Source organism: Bacillus capparidis (genome assembly GCF_017832095.1).
Lineage (GTDB): Bacteria > Bacillota > Bacilli > Bacillales > Bacillaceae > Bacillus > Bacillus gobiensis.
In genome coordinates this window covers 145174-163419 of sequence record NZ_JAFDST010000002.1, presented here as the reverse complement: position 1 = coordinate 163419, position 18246 = coordinate 145174, and the positions used below count along the sequence as shown (strand labels likewise).

The following is an 18246-nucleotide window of genomic DNA, read 5'->3' as shown; positions in this document are numbered from 1 at the left end:
TGTTACCCCATTTTGAAACCTGATTCTAGTTTTTTAAAAAACCAAGTAGAACCGCTCATTCCATAGGCTCGTACCTGCACACTAGTTCCTTCTTTCCTACTAAAAAGTGCCTCGCAGTAAATCCTGCGAGGCACCCTCTTTTACCTAAATCATCTTCCAGAGCCTTTTACAAGCCATTCATACTGAGTTCGTTTTAAGTCAAACAATGTCAGCGGATCGGTGTATTGTTCCGGATTTGCCCTTATTGTATCAAGAGCGTTTTGGCTGGTTTCGATGTTATTCTTTGTTTCATCGATCGTTTCAGTTATTTCTTGATAAGGATTTTGATAGAACATGTTGATGTCGTGCTCCAGCGCTTGTTTGAAAAGCTCAAATTGCAAAAGAAATTTTCTCGTGATTGAATTGGCGACTTCCTCGTAGCTTTCGTTTTCAATATATTTTTTGTACTGGTTATAAAGTACGGATTTTTGGTTGGAAAGTCCGCCTAATAGCTTGCCTGCGCCTTTAAGAAAGAGCTGAGCGGGTTTTGATCTTAGCAAAATGTTTTCCTGTTCAATTTGGGCTCTTCCGGTCATTCGGCCAAGATCTCGTTTCCAATCTTCAAAGATTCGAAAATCACATGCCAGCTTTAATTTTTCTTTTCCGTATAAGCTATTAAAGGTATCGCTCATTTCATTTAGATAGACTTGGCTATCAGAAAGTGTTGCCTTTGCCTGATTGAGCCATTCTTCAAGAGAGCGGGTAAGTGATGGGAGAAGCTCGTCTTGCAGATAGGCTTGAATCCCTTCATTCATTTTTTTATTTAATTCAATATGAATTTTCCGGAAGTCGCTCTTTTCATTCATATGTGTCGTTGATTTACGAATAATTTCAGGGATTTTTTCTTTCATTTGCTTTTCTGTTTCATTAATTAACCCTTTATATGAGCTGGTGATTTCTTGAATACTCTCAGCTTCTCTGTCATTGTAGTGGTAAATGAACCCTTCCAATCTTGAAAGAATGTCCTTGTTCCAATTGATTAAATCAAGGTACTCGTTTTCTGTATCTTCCTTTTTCTTGATAATATCTTTGGTCAAAATTTGAGCCATAAACAACAGCTTTTCTTTTAGTCTGCGAGCTTGGAATCGAGCCAAAGAAGAATCAACGGTCTGCAAAAAGGTATTCCAATCATGGTGATCATTAAAAGTAAATACCTCTGCATCCGGGAAATATTCTTTAATTTTCCCCTTCGTTTCTTGAAGGAATTCTACAGTATCAGAGCCATCAAGCGAGTCTTTTCCTGTTATAGCAAAATGAATGGCTAAGGTTGGGTCCTGTTCCCGGATATTTAATAGAAAGTCCAATTCTGAAAGGTTAAATGCTTCTTTTGCTTCCAGCTGGAAAAGAAGCCCGTCAGCCAAAGGTAAATAGCGCTGCATAGCATTTTTATTGCTTGGAACGTGGATCCAGGCATACTTTTTCTCTTCATCAAAAGGAAGATTCGGAGACTGAATTTCAATAAAATCTTTGCCCGACCTCGTCGGCTCTTTTTCACCTGTTTCTGATAAACTCGTAATCTTTCGGATGCCTTGATCGGAAATTTCATGTGCTTCTGCAGGATTTTCACTGGAATAAATGATTGCTGCTTGTGAATTCGGAGTCAAAATCTGATCTCCAAGCAGCTGATGGATCAATTTATTTTCATGAAAACCAGCGAGCATAATGTAGCTTGTCGATTTTTCAGTAAGCTTATTGGTCCACCATAAGCTTCGGTTGCCAGGTGATAATTCATTGGTTTTACCAAAGTTCGTAATCGTCTTTATCAATGCTTTAATATCGTCTACAGAAACCGCATCAATATGATTGTCAGAAATCGTCTGTTGAGCGCGATGGATCGTGTTTTCATCAAAGGAAGCAGGTGAGATTTCATTCCATGCAAGCACAGCTGATGCAGCAAGTAATTGCTCTTCCTTCACGGATATTTTGAGCCAATTCACAAGCAAAGTTGGAACGATAGGCTGAATTTTATTTATGTAGTACTGTCCGTTAATGAGGCTTGAGTAAGTATCCTTATATAAAGCAGACACGCTTTGCCATGACTCAAATGGCTGCACTTCAATGTTTAAGAAAATATTGTTTACCGTTTCTAACCAAGGGAACATTGAGCCTTGAAGGCGGAAGTGGTTCCACAATGCAGCAATTAACTGGACAAATTTCCGCTGATCTATTCTGTAAAGCACGATCAGCACCTCATAGAAATCTTCCGGCGCAGCAGTCCCAGCTCGTTCTTGCTCGACATACTCTTTTAGCACATGGAACCATTGAATATCCTCTGTGCGAATCGCTTCTTTTATTGCAAGCTCGGTCGCATTCTGATCATCCCGTTCCTCCTCATAAAAACGGCGGGCCAGTTCAGTTACCATTGGATAATCAGGATCCAGATGCAGTGCTTTTTTTAATATCGCGTATGTACGATCTGTCTTATTTCTTTCTTGGTAAAGGAAAAAGAGCTTTAAATAGATTTCTGATAATAGGGTTTTATCGTCGGTTTTTATCGATGTGTAAATGTCTTCTGCCGATGTCAGGTCTTTAAGCTCATAATATGAATCGGCAATATTTTTCCGGGACCAATTCCCGAGCTCGCCCTCAATATTTTCCCATTTGAAGATAGCTGCTTCATAATCCTTGTGATGAAAATAAACCTCTCCTTGGGCGTACCGTACAGCACTCAAGTCGTTTGACTCCTCTTGACGCTCGGCCAGATGATTTTCAGCCAGCACAAGAATGGGATGCTTTGTTTCGTGCTCGTCTATAAATGATTTATAAAATGTTTTATTAATTAATTGTGAAGTCATGGTAACCTCCGGGCTTTTCGACTATGTCATTCGTATAAAAAAGAATGCTTACCTATTAGTGTATCAAAAATAAGTTGCGGCAAGTTTTCATTTCCTTTTCAATTTAATGCATTTTGTACAAAACAGAACGAACTAAGTAGTTTTTCTATAATGTAACATAATGCAATTAAAAAATGTTATTCTCGAATTTTTCTGATTGCAATGTAATATAATCTCACATCATACATGTTTTTCCGGATGATCTGCTTTATGATTTTATACAAGTTAACTAAAAAAATATAGTTTTATAGATAAAAGTAACCAACACAGCAAGTGCAATTGGAGGTTCATTTATGGATACGATTCATCAAATATTGAATGCTCTGGATTACACAACGGAAGATTCTGTGCTTGCGACGATTATTCGCGTGGACGGTTCCTCCTATCGTAAAGCAGGAACGATGATGCTCTTGGAAGAGGGAGGTTCTAGAACAGGTGTTTTAAGCGGCGGCTGCCTGGAGGAAGATTTGTATGAAAGGTCGATTCAGCTTCCGAAAGGATTTTCGTCGAAGCTAGTTGCCTACGATATGAGCAGTGACGACAATCTTTCATGGGGCTTAGGTGTCGGCTGCAACGGTGTTGTGTACGTTCTGCTTGAACGGATTGATGCTGAGCTGAAGTTGAATTTAGCAAAAGTAAAATCGGCATTTCATAAAGGCAGTCCGGTCACGATGGTGAAAAAGCTGAATGATAAAAATCAAGTCACAGACTATTTATTTCTAACGGAAACTGAAGAATTTGGCGTATGGAATAAAGAGCTCTCCACATATGAAAGAGAGCAAATAGCAAAAGTCAGCAAAACGGTTCTCATAAAAAAAGATGATGGCACAACGTACATCCAGCGATGTGAGCCAAAGCCAAGGGTATTCTTGTTCGGAGCGGGGATCGATACGATACCGATTGCTGAATTGGCTTCAACTTCAGGCTTTTCGGTCATTGTCTCTGATTGGCGATCTGCGCTGTGCAATACTTTTAATTTTCCAAGAGCAGATAAGCTGATCGCAGGTTTCCCTGCCGATGCACTTAAGCAGATCTCCTTTCGAGAAAGTGACAGTATCATTATCGCTACCCATCATTTTCAGCACGACCAAGCCATTTTGGAATATATGCTGGATCAGCGAGTCGCCTACATCGGATTGCTTGGATCGAGCAGGCGGACCGAGAGGCTTCTTCAAGGAAAGGTGCCTCCTGCTCACTTTTTTAGCCCGATCGGATTACGAATAGGGGCTGAAGGACCTGAAGAAATAGCCGTAGCCGTTATCGCTGAAATTCTGCAAAATCGAAATAGCTTAAAAAATTCTCAAATCAAGAAGCAGATTAGAATATGAAGGCAATGATCGGGATTTACTTAGCTGCGGGAAAAAGTACGAGAATGGGACTATATAAACTTGCCCTCCCGCTGTCAGGCACTACACTCGGGAGTTTAAGCTTAAAGGCAGCGATTCAGTCAAAGCTTGATCAAGTCATTGTAATTGAAAACAGCAGCACGCCTCACGCTGCCTGGGTCGATCCGAGTCTGCTAAACAATCAAGAAAAATGGAGCGTTGAGTGCTGTGATGATGCAGATAGGGGACAGTCTTATTCCATTGTATGCGGTGTGAAAAAGGCAGCAGAAATGGGTGCTGACGGTATCATAATTATGCTTGCGGATCAGCCGTTTCTCTCTGTATCGCTCATCAATCGATTACTGTCAACATACTCCAGCCGTACAAAACCTCTACCGTATGTAGCTTCGAAACTCAAAAACGATATTCGACCACCAATCCTCTTTTCAAAGGAATGCTTTCCATTTCTACTGAAGCTAAAAGGAGACGAAGGCGCCAAAAAACTTATCTTAAATGGATGCTTAGGAGAAGGACTCTCGATTGCTCATGAAGATCCGATGAATTTTTTTGATATTGATACGCCGCGAGACTATCAAAAGGCAAAGGGGGGAGCAAGCCATTGAATAAAACATCAATGTCAACGAAGGTTTTTGTTCCGAAAACAATAGAAGAAGCGTTTGAGCTGAAGCATTCCCTTAGCGAGAAAGGCTGTGTTGCTCTGGGTGCGACGTGGCTTCAGCTTCAATGGGAGAAGACGGGCATGAAGCCTCAAAATTTGATAAGTCTTGAACAAGTCATCCCCCTTCAGGAGATCACAGCTGAATTGATAGAAGACCAACTTTTTTTATCATTGGGAGCTGCCGTAAATCTAAGCTCCTGTCGGCGTAACCCATTGATACAAGGGAAATGGCCTGCTTTAAGCCGAGCAGTTTCGCATGTAGCGTCACCTGGAATCAGAAACAAAGCAACGATCGGCGGAAATGTCGCAATTAAAACGGGTGATATCATCCCGTTGCTGTTGGTTATGGATGCCACGATCGTTTTATATACAACTGAAGGCTATGTTCGTACTCCACTCGCTGAATGGCTGGAGAATAATCGTGAGGATTGTCTAATAACGAGAATCCTCATTCCCAGGGAAGAAAATCGGAAGGTCTTTTATCATAAAATCGGACGACGAAAAGCATTTATAGGGTCGTCAGTCGTTGTATCCGGAAGCTATGAGAAGGATAATCAGCAAAAATTTTCTTTTATCCGTCTGATTGCAGGGCATGCAGACATCCAGGCACAGCGTTTGTATGACGCGGAAAAAAAGCTGTTAAACAAAAGGCTTGCTCCGGAAATGATGAAGGATATTTATCAGACGATGATTTCCGAATTTCAGCCAATGCCTGATGCTTTTCTTTCAGCTGATTACCGTAAGAAAGCAGCGGCAAACCTTTTAATGTCTGAGCTTGTTCAATGAAGGAGGAAACATTCATGGATGGTAAAAACCGTGTTCGTCCGGACGGCAAGACAAAAGTTACCGGCACATTAAAATATATGACAGACCTGACTTTTCCAAACATGCTTTATGCCAAGGTTTTACGAAGTGAGTTTCCGCATGCTGAGATCAAATCAATAAGTACGGATCGTGCCTCCACGTTGCCTGGTGTGAAAGCTGTTATTACGTATAAGGATGTTCCGGGGATGAATCGTTTTGGAATCGTTTTTCCAGATCAGCCTGTTTTGTGCGAAGATCGGGTTCGTTATGTGGGAGACGCGATTGCGGCTGTGGCAGCTAAGACTGAAGATATTGCCGTTCAAGCACTGTCTTTCATCGAAGTTGAGTATGAGCCGCTTCAAGTGGTAGATGACCCGGAAAAGGCGTTAGAGCCCGGCTCGCCAAAGCTTCATGATAATGGAAATATCCTTCATGAAGCTGGTCATCAGCACGGAGACGTGGAAGCGGGCTTTCGTAGCAGCGATCTGATTTTAGCGGAAACGTATCATCTGCCGCGGCAGATGCATACGTATATGGAAACTGAAGGCGGAGTGGTAGTCCCGGAAAAAGACGGAGCTATCACTATTTATGCAGGCACACAGCATGGCTATAAAGACCGATTTCAGCTTTCAAGAATACTCGCAATGCCGGAGGAAGACATTCGGATCGTATCGAGTCCAATCGGCGGCTCCTTTGGCGGAAAGGATGAATTAAATATCCAGCCGTACGCGGCATTGCTTGCTATCGTTACGAAGCAGCCTGTAAAAATCCATCAAACGAGGAAAGAATCTGTTCGTTCGGGAATAAAACGGCATCCGATGAAAATTACGATGAAAACAGGAGTGACGGTGGAAGGAAAAATCCAGGCGCAATACGTAAAGATTGTTGCCGATACTGGCGCCTATGCCACTTTAGGACCAGCTGTGCTTGATTTTTCTGTCGAACATGCCGCTGGTCCATACCTTATTCCGAATCTGTTGACCGAAGGCATTTCTGTCTATACGAATAACGGAGTAGCCGGAGAATTCAGAGGCTTTGGCGGCAACCAAATAACGTTTGCGCTTGAAAGCCAGATGGATCGTTTAGCGGAAAAATTGGGAATGGATCCGCTGCAAATACGAAGAATTAATTTGCGCGAGGCAAAAGATCCCGGTCCGATGAACCATCGAATTGCACCTACAGATGGTGCTGCAAATGTGCTTGAAACGATTGCGAAATCTCCGTTGTTACATGTTTCAAAAAAGTCCTCTTCTCCATTTAAAAAGAAGGGGGTGGGAGCGGCAATCACGATGCATGGAGGTGGCCTTGGATACGGAAGATTGGATCCTTCAGGAGGCAGGCTTTCATTATCTGAAGAAGGAAAGATCGTGATCTCATTTGGATTTGAAGAATGCGGACAGGGGATCCTTGCTGTCATTGAAAATCTAGTAACGGATGAGCTTGGCTGCTCTACCGAAGATTTGCAAATTATTATTGGCGACACTGAAGCGGTACCTGTATCCGGATCATCTACAGCTTCAAGAGGAACCAGCATGGTTTGGCAGGCGATTCAGCTGATGAAACCGTTATTTATCAAACAACTGATTGAAAAAGCCGCTGAACTTACCAATCTTCCAGCTGAATCTCTGTTGATTGGACCAGGGGGACTTTATCAAAAAAAGTCACCTGTTATTTCATTTTCAAAGCTTGCAGCGCAAGGCTTTAAAGAAAGTTCCCTGGTCGTCGATACTTCATTTCAATTTCCTACGACTCCTGATCCTGTAATAGGAGGGCATTTTCTTTATTCGTTTGGCGCGGTTGCTCTTGAAGTGGAGGTTGATCTTCTGACAGGAATGGTTCAGGTAACGGATATGGAGCATGCGGTTGCGGCTGGTCCTGTCGTCAGCAAACAAGGCTATACCGGACAAATTGAAGGCGGCGCTATGATGGCGCTTGGCTATACGTTATCGGAAGAAGCAGCGATGTCAGAAGGAAGATACTTGACGGGAAATTTGGATACTTATCTGATCCCAGGGATACAAGATGTGCCTCCCGATATAAATATTCACGCGATTGAGGAGCTATGTGAAGGGGATATTTACGGACCTAGAGGAGTTGGAGAAATAGGGACGGTCGCAGTTGCGCCGGCGATCGCCAAGGCTGTCCACGATGCAGTCGGATATTGGGTCAATCGCCTGCCGATTTCATCAGAAGAGCTTCTTGACGCAATCGATGAAAAGGGGGAAAAGGCATGGATATGAAGGAGCAATCACAGCTAAAACCGGGCGACTCCCCAAAAGAATTAAAAAGCATGACTGTAAACGGAACGATAAAAGTGATTACAAAACCAGATACGACCCCGCTTGTCGAAGTACTGAGGGATGAATTTCAGCTGACAGGGACAAAAGTATCTTGCGGAATCGGCCGATGCGGCGCATGCTCAGTACTCATGGATGGACGCCTGATTAATTCCTGTATGACGATGGCCTATCAAGCGTTTGATAAAGAAATAACGACGATTGAAGGCCTTGCTGAAGATGAGCTCGACTGCTGCCAAAATGCTTTTTTGCAGGAAGGCGGCTTTCAATGCGGCTATTGTACACCCGGAATGATCATAGCGCTAAAAGCACTGTTTCAAGAAAATGAAGAAGCGACAGATGAGGAAATTTTAGAAGGCCTGTCGGGAAATCTATGCAGATGCACCGGATACGGCGGAATCATTCGAGCGGCGAGACGAGTAAGGGAAGAGCTTAGAGAAACAGGTTTTTTTGGATAAAAATTAGTGGGAGAGTTTTTTCTCTCACTGGTTTGCTTCTCATTTCAACTTCATTATCCAAAACCCCGCAACAATAATAGCCAGACCGAGCAATGTCCACCAGTTCGGTACCTCCTTCAAAAATAAATAACTAATCAATAAACAAATCATCATTTCAATGCCTTTTGAAAAAGTAAGGGTGAACGTCATATTTCCAAAAGCTTGATATGCAAATTTCACGCCGTATCCGATCAATAAGTTTGCTGCAAAAAATACCGGTAAAAGCTTAAACTGATACCAAACTGTTGTCCAAAATGCCGGATTGATATGCTCACTTTGGTACGCAAAAATAGCGTTTATTGTAAATAACCCTCCTGCTAGTAAAACAATAGCGAATATAAACAATTTTTTTCCTCCGCCAAAAACAATTTGAGAATTATTTTTCCCTTGAGGAACTTTTTTAACCATAACCAATTTTCGAAGATTAATCTTTAGGGTGATAAATTTCTTATTGAATTTATCTCTTTAATCATTTTTTGAGGTTCATCTGCACGAAATACTACAGTATTAACGTATTTATTTTTTCCGTAAGAGCCTCTCATTAATGTTGGTTCCTTTAAAGTGAGTTCAAACTGTGGAGAATCAAGCTTTGTTAAAGAAATGTATGTATCTTTAGGTATTTTAGCACCGAGTTCACTTTCTTTTGCATGTTTTATGCTTATGATATTTTTGATATCTATTTCAATGCTGCTCTGAAATCCTAGACGAATTATGAGTTTACCTTTCTTAATAACATGAGGTAAATATTTTATAGAATTATTATGTCCTATCATATAAAGTAGAGCGTAAATATTCAGTACTGTAAAAATCCATGCAGCAATATCATTCCATATTTGAATAAGAAAATGAAATAGCAGGCCTTCTCCAACAATCAGGATTGAAAATACGATGGTAACGATCTTTAACTGTAAAGATTTATGATAGGGATAGACTCCTTGCGATTGTACTTTTGGCTTTTTAAACGACACGACTATAGAATAATAAAATACACTAAGTTCTGTTAAGACTATTTCTAATAGCGGGCCTTTTCCTAACTTTGGTTCAAGTGACTTCCTAACAGCATCAAGAAAATCACTGTTTTCATTTGTTTTATAAAGGATTATAGTTTTAACGATCGTATAAATTACAATAATGATGACACAAACTTCTAAAACAGGTAAGAGCCAAACCAAGATATGATTAAAAAAACCTTTGTGCGGAAGAGGGATAATATAATAAGAAGCAGCTAAACATAAAAGAAATGAAAGATATGACAATAATTTTGGCAAAGGTCTTGGACGGATCAACAAAAAATAGATGCTCATCGGGGTTAGAATAATTAGGCTCAAAGTTATTAATATTACAATAGAGTTATTAATGTTATCCAAACGTAGTATAAAGTAGCTGCCTCCCATTAAAGTGAGAAGCACCACAAGTAAGATTGGTATTTGCAGTTTTTTTATGGCCGACACCTCATAACGATATTATTTGTTCTTTCCCTATTTCAATTAAATTATGAAGCTTACATACATTAACATAAATTACCAATATTTCACAGAAGAAAAATAAAAACAGGAGCGAAAGAAATAATTCCTTTCGCTCCTGTTTTTTAACTTCCTCTATATACCTGGTATCCCCAAGGTGAAACGAGCAAAGGAACATGGTAGTGGGAGCCCGGATCTGCGATTCCGAAGCGAACTGAGACGACATTCAGAAATGGCGGATCGGGCAAAGGTGTTTCTTTTTCTTTAAAATAGTCGCCGATATAAAATAACAGTTCATATTCTCCTGAAACCATTTTCTCTTCAGAGAGCAGCGGTTTATCAACCCTGCCGTCTTTGTTTGTTATGCTATTCGCAAGCAGCGACCTATTTGATTGTTCGATAGAATATAATTCGATTTTTACACGAGAAGCAGGAATGCCGTGTGTTAAGTCAAGAATGTGAGTTGTCAGCTGTCCCATAATATCCCCCTTATTTCTTTACTTCTCCAGCTTTTTCAGTGTTTTGTGTATCAATTTTTTCTTGCAATCGGAAAGAGGCAATTTTGAATACTTCGTTTAAAGCTGTTTCAAATTCTATGTCGCGTCCGTTTTGCAGCCGGGAGTGAATGGCCTGTTGAATTTCGTCTTTCGTTTTGCCTTTAACAGCAAGAATAAATGGAAAGCCGAATTTCTCATCATAGGCATGATTTAATTGAAGAAAGAGCTCGTATTCATCATCATTCAAGCTGGCGAGGCCCGCATTTTTTTGCTCTTTGACAGAATCATTGCTCATTTGTTTTCGATCCCCTAGCCGCGGGTGGCTGTTTAGAAGAGTTTCCTTTTTCTCCCGATCTGAGTATTGAACGATTTTTTTCATTGCTTCAGTCAATTCGGCCAAACTGGAATATGGCCGTTGTTTCTCCGTAAGAATCGCAACCCAAGGCGATTCCTCATAGATATGGGCAAGCGTATCAGAAAATTCATTTGGTGACATTCGATTGAGTTCGGATAAAGTGACCACTTTAGATGCTCCTTTCACTGTTACTACTCATCATAGTAAATAGGGCGCATGAAGTCATTGGACATCATGTATAAAACCACCTATAACTTCTTATGTTTTCTACAATACAACCTAGTTATTTCAAAACCATTTGTATACGAAAAGCAAGTCTTAGCCGCAAGGTAGCGTCAGGATCCTTTAAGCTTACACCTAAAATTTCTTCACACTTTTCCAGTCTATAAATCACTGTATTGCGGTGAACGTACAAGCGCTTCGCTGTTTCAGAGATTTGGCAATGCGTCTCTAAATAAATCGAAAGTGTGTTTAATAAGCTTTGTTCCTCATATTGAAGATCTGAGAGCTTTTGCAGCGTAAACGCATAGAAGTTTCGTAAATCATCAGTCGGAACCATCCTTAAAATCTCTGAAATGTCCTTCGTATGGTAAAATTGAACAAATTGAGAGTTTCCGGAAAGGTAGCCTGTTTGCAAAGCATCGGTCGCTTCCGAATAGGATTCGGGAACATCAAGCAGCACGTGGCATACGTTACTGACTCCGAAAGATATCGTTTGCCGAAACAGTCTGTTTATATCGTTTTGCATCTGTTTTAACCAGTCAGAAACGACGGTATTTTCTTCTCCCCAATATTCACCAGCTTCGATCAATAGGACGCCAATATCACTTTTCATAAAAAAATGTGACGGAAGAGAAAGTGAAGACAAGCGCCCTTCCAAAAATTCAAATACGGTATCCGTTATGATCTGATTTTCAATGAAGCTTGCGTCGGATTGCTTGCGGTCAAGCTTTCCTGCGACACATAAATATTTTTGTTCTCTTTTTAAATTCAGTTCTTTTCCGCGATTTTCGATTTCGCTTTCGGAAGAAAAAACGCCTTCGACAAAATTGCTAAAGAACTCATTTCGTGCTCTTTTCGTATATTGTTTTAGTGCATTATCCTTCATCAATTCAAACGAAATGACATTGGTTGCCTGTTCGATCGTAAGGATTTTTTGTTTATCTGACACAGAAATAAAGCCTTCTACGATAAGATATCCGCATTTTTTTTCATGAGTGAAAATTGGAAAAACGGAAAAGGCAGATTTGGAAGAAAGCAAAGTAAACGATGTGTACGCTGCATCCGTTAACTGCTGCAGGCCGTTCTCAAGGTCATCGCTAACATTCGTTGAGTTTGTTGATGAAGCAAGGATTCGTAAATGATGGTCGACCAAAAGGACAGGAAAATCCAGCAGCTGGGAAACGTTTTTCAGAAGCGCTCTCAAACCTTTTCCGCTCATTATATGTTCTGTAAATCGTTTGTGTATGGAAACTGCATGCTGCAATTCACCCGTTCGAATATCGAGAATGTAACTTAAGGTCTGGTTTGCGATGTCGGCTAATCTTACCTGGTCAGGGAGGTCGATGATCGGAAAAGCGAGCTGATCAGCGAGCTCTAAAATAGAGTCGGGGATGTGGTGCAAAAAACGTTTTGTTTTAATGCCCAGTCCTGCACAACCCCGATTTGACATATGGATAATCAGATCGCCTAGTAGCTCGGGTTCATCCTTTAAGTGATATGCCGTAGTCACAAGAAGATCCCCTTTATTAAGATAATCCGTAATATCGGGAGCGTCCATCATGTTAACGTGTTGAACCTCTCGACCTGACCCAGATAAGCCGCCAATTATCTTTGCTTGTTTAAATATAGGTAGCTGCATCAAATCAATAATGTTCATCTCGTTCTCCTTTTCTATGTTCTAACAAGTAACATACGAATCTCATAATTTTCATCTTTTTAGTTAAAATAAACAATGAATATAAAAAAAAGTAACGAATTTGCTAATGATTATTTTATATATTAACAGTAAACTAAATCTAATACATAAAGTTGTCACATAATGTAACAACAAATGAAAGGAAGTGAGGAAATGAGCTTCTCATCTGATACATTAAGAGGAGATAAACCACAGTTGGATCAATTGCTGTCATGGCTCGCTTCCTACGGAAAGACAAAAGATAACGGCGTGACCAGATTGCTATATTCAAAGGAGTGGCAGGATGCACAGCTGGCTCTTTATGAATTGATGGAGTCATACGGTCTTAAGGCATATTTTGATGACGCGGGGAATCTGTTTGGAAGAATTGAGGGAACAGAAGATTCTCAAGCAACCATTTTAACCGGCTCTCACGTAGATTCTGTCGTGAATGGAGGGCGTTTTGACGGAGCTTTTGGAATTGTTGCGAGTTTGCAGGCTGTTTCACAACTTCTTTCCGATCACGGTCCTCCGAAAAAAACGATTGAAGTCGTTTCCTTATGTGAGGAAGAGGGCAGCAGATTTCCCCTGACCTTTTGGGGTTCCGGCAATATTACCGGGGTACATGACCTTAAAAAAACACCGCCTGTCCGCGACGCGGAAGGTGTAGGCCTGGAAGCCGCGATGCACGAGGCCGGCTTTGGTAAAAGAATGCATCCAGATCCGTATCGAAATGATATTACATGCTTTCTAGAGCTTCATATTGAACAGGGGAATGTTCTTGAACGATCTGGGAATTCAATTGGATTGGTTACAGATATCGTTGGCCAAAAAAGATATACAGTGACAATAAAGGGAGCAAGCAATCATGCAGGTACGACCCCGATGCAAAATCGGGAAGATGCTCTCGCCGCTGCGTCAGAATGCATTTATTACATGACGAAGGAAGCGAAAAAAACAGATCCGCACCTTGTGGCAACAGCCGGGAAAATGAGCGTAAAACCGAATGTTCCGAATGTCATTGCTGAATCTGCAGAGTTTACGGTTGACATCAGGCATCATAACGAAGATTTGCTGGAGAAATTTTCTCATGATTTATTTGCAGCCTTTGAACGTATTTCTAATCAGTCAGAAGTAAAAATGGCCGTTTCCCAATGGACGAATGTGAAGCCTGTTCCATTGAATGCCGACTTGAAAAAGCTGTTTGCCGAAGAGGCGGACGCTCTAAATATCAGTTATCAAGAAATGACAAGCGGGGCTGGGCATGATTCACAGGTATTCGGTACTTATTGTCCGACGATGCTCGTATTTGTTCCAAGTCATAAAGGGATTAGCCATTCTCCGTTGGAATGGACGAACAATGAGGATTTAACGTCTGGCTGCAAGCTGCTGACATCCGCGTTATATCAATTAGCCTATGAATAGAAAGGAGAATAAAGAATGGCATATAAGGAGCTTTGTGCACCGAAACGAACAATTATGACGCCAGGTCCGGTAGAAGCGGATCCGAGAGTATTACGTGCATTAAGCACGCCGATATTGGGGCAATTTGATCCGGCTTTTACCGAGATGATGAATGAAACGATGGACATGCTAAGAGGCGTATTTCAGACTTCAAATAAGTGGGCTTTTCCGATTGACGGGACGTCCAGGTCCGGATTGGAAGCGGTCTTGTCCAGCGTAATTGAAAAAGGTGACAAGGTGCTGATCCCGATTTACGGACGGTTCGGGTATCTTCTCACCGAAATTTGCGAAAGATACGGAGCAGACATCCACATCATGGAATGTGAGTGGGGAGACGTATTTAACCCCGAAGATGTAATCGAGCAAATCAAACAGGTTCAACCGAAAATTGTCGCAATGGTGCATGGGGAAACCTCAACAGGTGCAATTCAGCCATTAAAAGAGATTGGTCACGCGTGCCGTGCTTTGGATGCCCTGTTTATTGTTGATGCGGTCGCAACAATTGGCGGTACAGAAGTATTAACGGACGAGTGGTGCCTGGACGCTGTAATTGGCGGAACACAAAAGTGCCTGTCCGTTCCATCTGGAATGGCCCCGATAACCTTTAATGACAGAGTCGAAGCTGTCATCAATTCTCGAAAAAAAGTAGAGAAAGGTATCGCGACAGAAAGCGATCATGCCTATGAAAGAAAGCATTCTCCGATTTCGAGCAATTATTTTGATATCAGCCAGTTAATGGATTATTGGAGCCCAAGACGGCTTAATCATCATACAGAGGCTACGACAATGCTTTATGCGCTTCGCGAAGGCGTTCGTCTTGTTCTTGAGGAAGGACTTGAAAATCGTTTTAAACGCCATCGTCTTCATGAAGAGGCGCTTATAGCAGGAATAAAAGCGATGGGACTCGAACTATTTGTTGAAGGAGAGAAAAAGCTCCCGGTAGTCACCTGTATTAAAGTTCCGGAAGGGATAGATGCAGACTCGGTCAGAAGCTTGATGCTATCTGAATTTGGCGTTGAGATTGCCAGTTCTTTCGGGCCTCTTCAAGGGAAAATTTGGCGTATCGGTTCGATGGGCTACAGCTGCCAGAAGAAAAATGTTCTTTTTGTCCTTGCCGCATTTGAGGCAGCGTTAATTTATCATGGAGCAGCAATTAAAGCTGGAGATGCCATACAAACGGTTCTTTCTTTTTACAAAAGGGAGGGGTAACTATGAAGCCCTATGATCTAATAATTAAAGGAGCACAGATTGTTGCACAAGATGGAGTTATTTCTGCAGATGTGGGAATTAATGATGGAGTCATAGCTGAAATCGGCTCCCTTTCCGAAGAAGACAGCTTAGACGTATTTAAAGCAGAAGGGTTTTATGTCTTTCCCGGGGCGGTAGACTGCCATGTACATCTTGACGAACCTGGCCGCGAGCATTGGGAAGGTTTTGAAACAGGAACGGCGATGCTTGCTGCGGGAGGCTGTACAACATTTTTTGATATGCCTTTAAACGGAATCCCGTCAACGACTTCTGTGCAAGCCTATGAAGAAAAAAAGAAAATCGCTAACGAAAAATCGGTTGTTGATTTTGCTTTGTGGGGAGGACTTGTGCCTGGAAACTTTGAAGAAATTGCAGGGCTTGCCGAAGCTGGAGTGATCGGCTTTAAAGCGTTTCTTTCTGAATCCGGGAACAAGGAATTCGAAGCGGTTGATGATGAGACGCTTTTGCTAGGCATGATGGAAATCGCCAAGCATAATAAAATACTAGCTCTCCATTCAGAAAGCAATGTGATCACCCGTGTCATGCAGTCGATTTTTGAAAAGAAGGGTGATGTATCTGCGGATGCCTATGCTGCCTCGAGACCAGTGGAAGCAGAGGTAGAAGCGGTTGAACGAGCTATTCAGTTTGCTAAGCTAAGCGGCTGCCTGCTGCATTTTGTCCACATCAGCAGTGGACGAGCCGTTGAGGCAATTACGAGAGCAAAAGAGGAAGGAATGGATGTCACCCTTGAGACCTGTCCTCATTACCTTCTGTTTACCCATGATGATCTAAAAACAATAGGGTCAAGAGCAAAGTGTGCTCCACCACTTAGAGAAAAGCCAGTCAGAGATGAATTGGTTTCAGCACTCATTGAAGGCAAAATTGATATGATTTCCTCTGATCATTCTCCGTGTCCTCCTGAAATGAAAAACGAAGAAAACATGTTTCAGTCATGGGGAGGGATCAGCGGCGGGCAATATACGCTATTGAGTGTTATTGAGGTGGCGCTTAAGTACAATATTCCGTTAGAAAAGGTCGCATACTGGACGGCGGAATCTCCTGCAGACCGTTTCGGATTAGGGAAGAAAAAAGGAAAAATCAAAGCTGGATATGATGCAGACCTTACTATTGTTGATCTGAACCAACAATTTACTGTGGCAAAGAAAAACATGTATGCAAAGCATAAAGTCTCACTCTATGAAGATCATTCGTTTCCATGCAAAATTAATGCGACATTTACAAGAGGCAAGCTAGTATACTCCGACCTGACTTGAACAAACCTTCAAACAGTGGGGGTTATGAAGGACATTTCTCCGGCACTCTTACTTCATGATGTCCTTCACAACCCGGATGAAGGACATATTTCTGTATCACTTGCGCCATTTTGTCCTTCATAACCCGAATGAAGGACATTTCTCTGCCTCACTTGCGTTATTTTGTCCTTCATAACCTGAATGAAGGACATTTTTTTGTATCACTTGCGCCATTTCGTCCTTCACAACCCGGATGAAGGACATTTCTCTGCCTCACTTGCGTCATATTGTCCTTCATAACCCGAATGAAGGACATTTCTCTGCCTCACTTACGCCATTCTGTCCTTCATAACCCGAATGAAGGACATTTTTTTGTATCACTTGCGCCATTTCGTCCTTCACAACCCGGATGAAGGACATATTTCTGTTTCCCTTGCGTCATTTTGTCCTTCGTGACCGGTATGAAGGACATTTCTCCAGCACTTTTACTTCATTCTGTCCTTCATAACCCGAATGAAGGACATATTTCTGTTTCCCTTGCGCCATTCTGTCCTTCACATTCCGAAATGAAAGATGTTCCTCTGTCTCATTTGCGCCATTTTTTGTCCTTCACAACCAGAAAATTCGAAAATTGGACAAGCTATGATAAGCATGAAATTTCGAGCTGTACCTTTATCCTTATTAGAAGATTCTTAGAAAATCGTATGATAAACTAAGTTTAGAGGTGATACAGATTGATTTACATAGGCTTGTCAGGCTGGGGAGATCACGATAGCATTTATCCCGCGAGACTTAACAGTAAAAACAAACTGGCTCATTATTCCGCCAATTTCCCTATCGTTGAACTTGATTCAAGCTTTTATGCCATTCCGCCGGAGAGAAATAGTGTAAAATGGATAAAAGATACACCTGATTCCTTTCAATTTATAATAAAAGCCTATCAGGGAATGACTGGTCATCAAAGAGGAGAAATCCCTTACGAGTCAAAGGAAGAAATGTTTGATCATTTTAAGAAATCGATCGTTCCTTACATAAATGCTGGTAAGCTGGCGATGGTCCTTTTTCAATTTCCTCCATGGTTTGATTGCACGAAAGATAATGTTGCTTATTTAAGATGGTGCAGGGAACAAATGGGTGATATGCCTTGTGCTCTTGAATTCCGGCATCAGTCTTGGTTTTCCCCTTCATTTTTGAAAAGAACGCTGGATTTTATGAAAAAAGAAGAATGGATCCATAGCATATGTGATGAGCCGCAAGCAGGTGTTGGAAGCGTGCCTGCAGTATTGGAGGCGACTTCACAATTAAAAACGCTCGTTCGGTTCCATGGACGTAATATAGAAGGCTGGAAAAAACCCGCTTCAGGAGAAAACTGGCGGGAGGTTCGGTATTTGTACAGGTACAATAAGAATGAGCTCACTGAATGGAAAAAGAAGCTGGAAGCCTTGCAAAGACAAACTCGCGACATATATGTTATTTTTAACAACAATTCTGGCGGAGATGCAGCAGATAACGGAAAAGAAATGATTACCCTTTTAAATCTGAATTATGAGGGTTTAGCCCCGAGACAGCTAGATTTTTTCAGCTAAAGAGAAGA

The 18246-nt window shown here is 41.5% G+C and carries 15 protein-coding genes; 9 read left to right on the top strand and 6 right to left on the bottom strand.

Annotated features, from left to right (window positions below; genetic code table 11):
- Positions 1-149: 149 nt before the first annotated feature.
- Entirely contained in the window at positions 150-2834 is a 2685-nt protein-coding gene (locus JOC74_RS07880) for a tetratricopeptide repeat protein (RefSeq protein ID WP_211086115.1), read from the bottom strand.
- Between the two features lie 332 nt (positions 2835-3166).
- Between JOC74_RS07880 and JOC74_RS07875 the strand changes: the two genes are divergently transcribed.
- From JOC74_RS07875 to JOC74_RS07855, 5 genes are read left to right on the top strand one after another with little or no spacing between them, the layout of a single operon-like run.
- Positions 3167-4201, top strand: coding sequence for an XdhC family protein (locus JOC74_RS07875; protein ID WP_053604057.1), 1035 nt, complete (start codon positions 3167-3169; stop codon positions 4199-4201).
- A complete protein-coding gene (locus JOC74_RS07870; RefSeq protein WP_053604056.1) occupies positions 4198-4821 on the top strand; it encodes an NTP transferase domain-containing protein in 624 nt (207 codons plus the stop codon). The genes JOC74_RS07875 and JOC74_RS07870 overlap by 4 nt, the downstream gene beginning before the upstream one ends.
- Positions 4818-5663, top strand: coding sequence for an FAD binding domain-containing protein (locus tag JOC74_RS07865; RefSeq protein ID WP_082363987.1), 846 nt, complete (start codon positions 4818-4820; stop codon positions 5661-5663). Before JOC74_RS07870 ends, JOC74_RS07865 begins: the two co-directional genes overlap by 4 nt.
- Before the next feature lie 14 nt (positions 5664-5677).
- A complete protein-coding gene (gene pucD, locus JOC74_RS07860) occupies positions 5678-7921 on the top strand; it encodes a xanthine dehydrogenase subunit D (protein WP_211086114.1) in 2244 nt (747 codons plus the stop codon).
- Positions 7912-8436, top strand: coding sequence for a 2Fe-2S iron-sulfur cluster-binding protein (locus JOC74_RS07855; RefSeq protein ID WP_053604054.1), 525 nt, complete (start codon positions 7912-7914; stop codon positions 8434-8436). The genes pucD and JOC74_RS07855 overlap by 10 nt, the downstream gene beginning before the upstream one ends.
- Positions 8437-8475: 39 nt before the next feature.
- Here the strand turns inward: JOC74_RS07855 and JOC74_RS07850 are convergent, their stop codons facing one another.
- The 5 genes from JOC74_RS07850 to JOC74_RS07830 form a co-directional block, all read right to left on the bottom strand.
- Entirely contained in the window at positions 8476-8820 is a 345-nt protein-coding gene (locus tag JOC74_RS07850; RefSeq protein ID WP_053606100.1) for a hypothetical protein, read from the bottom strand.
- Positions 8821-8906: 86 nt separating this feature from the next.
- Positions 8907-9764 carry a hypothetical protein gene (locus tag JOC74_RS07845; RefSeq protein ID WP_225970220.1) on the bottom strand — a complete coding sequence of 286 codons (858 nt, stop codon included), beginning with the start codon at positions 9762-9764 and terminating at the stop codon, positions 8907-8909.
- Between the two features lie 299 nt (positions 9765-10063).
- Positions 10064-10417, bottom strand: a complete 354-nt coding sequence (uraH, locus tag JOC74_RS07840) for a hydroxyisourate hydrolase (RefSeq protein WP_053604052.1) — start codon at positions 10415-10417, stop codon at positions 10064-10066.
- 10 nt (positions 10418-10427) lie between these two features.
- On the bottom strand, positions 10428-10976 hold the full coding sequence (gene uraD, locus JOC74_RS07835) for a 2-oxo-4-hydroxy-4-carboxy-5-ureidoimidazoline decarboxylase (RefSeq protein ID WP_148564330.1): 549 nt from the start codon (positions 10974-10976) through the stop codon (positions 10428-10430).
- Between the two features lie 97 nt (positions 10977-11073).
- The gene (locus tag JOC74_RS07830; RefSeq protein WP_211086113.1) at positions 11074-12669 is read right to left on the bottom strand and encodes a PucR family transcriptional regulator; all 1596 of its coding nucleotides are present in this window, start codon (positions 12667-12669) and stop codon (positions 11074-11076) included.
- A 192-nt stretch (positions 12670-12861) separates the two neighbouring features.
- Between JOC74_RS07830 and JOC74_RS07825 the strand changes: the two genes are divergently transcribed.
- The 4 genes from JOC74_RS07825 to JOC74_RS07810 all read left to right on the top strand — a co-directional run bounded on the left by JOC74_RS07825 (position 12862) and on the right by JOC74_RS07810 (position 18238).
- On the top strand, positions 12862-14112 hold the full coding sequence (locus tag JOC74_RS07825) for a M20 family metallo-hydrolase (protein ID WP_053604049.1): 1251 nt from the start codon (positions 12862-12864) through the stop codon (positions 14110-14112).
- A gap of 15 nt (positions 14113-14127) precedes the next feature.
- Positions 14128-15360, top strand: a complete 1233-nt coding sequence (locus tag JOC74_RS07820) for a (S)-ureidoglycine--glyoxylate transaminase (protein ID WP_053604048.1) — start codon at positions 14128-14130, stop codon at positions 15358-15360.
- A gap of 2 nt (positions 15361-15362) precedes the next feature.
- Positions 15363-16673, top strand: coding sequence for an allantoinase (locus tag JOC74_RS07815; RefSeq protein WP_053604047.1), 1311 nt, complete (start codon positions 15363-15365; stop codon positions 16671-16673).
- Positions 16674-17386: 713 nt separating this feature from the next.
- Entirely contained in the window at positions 17387-18238 is an 852-nt protein-coding gene (locus tag JOC74_RS07810) for a DUF72 domain-containing protein (RefSeq protein ID WP_053604046.1), read from the top strand.
- Positions 18239-18246: the final 8 nt, after the last annotated feature.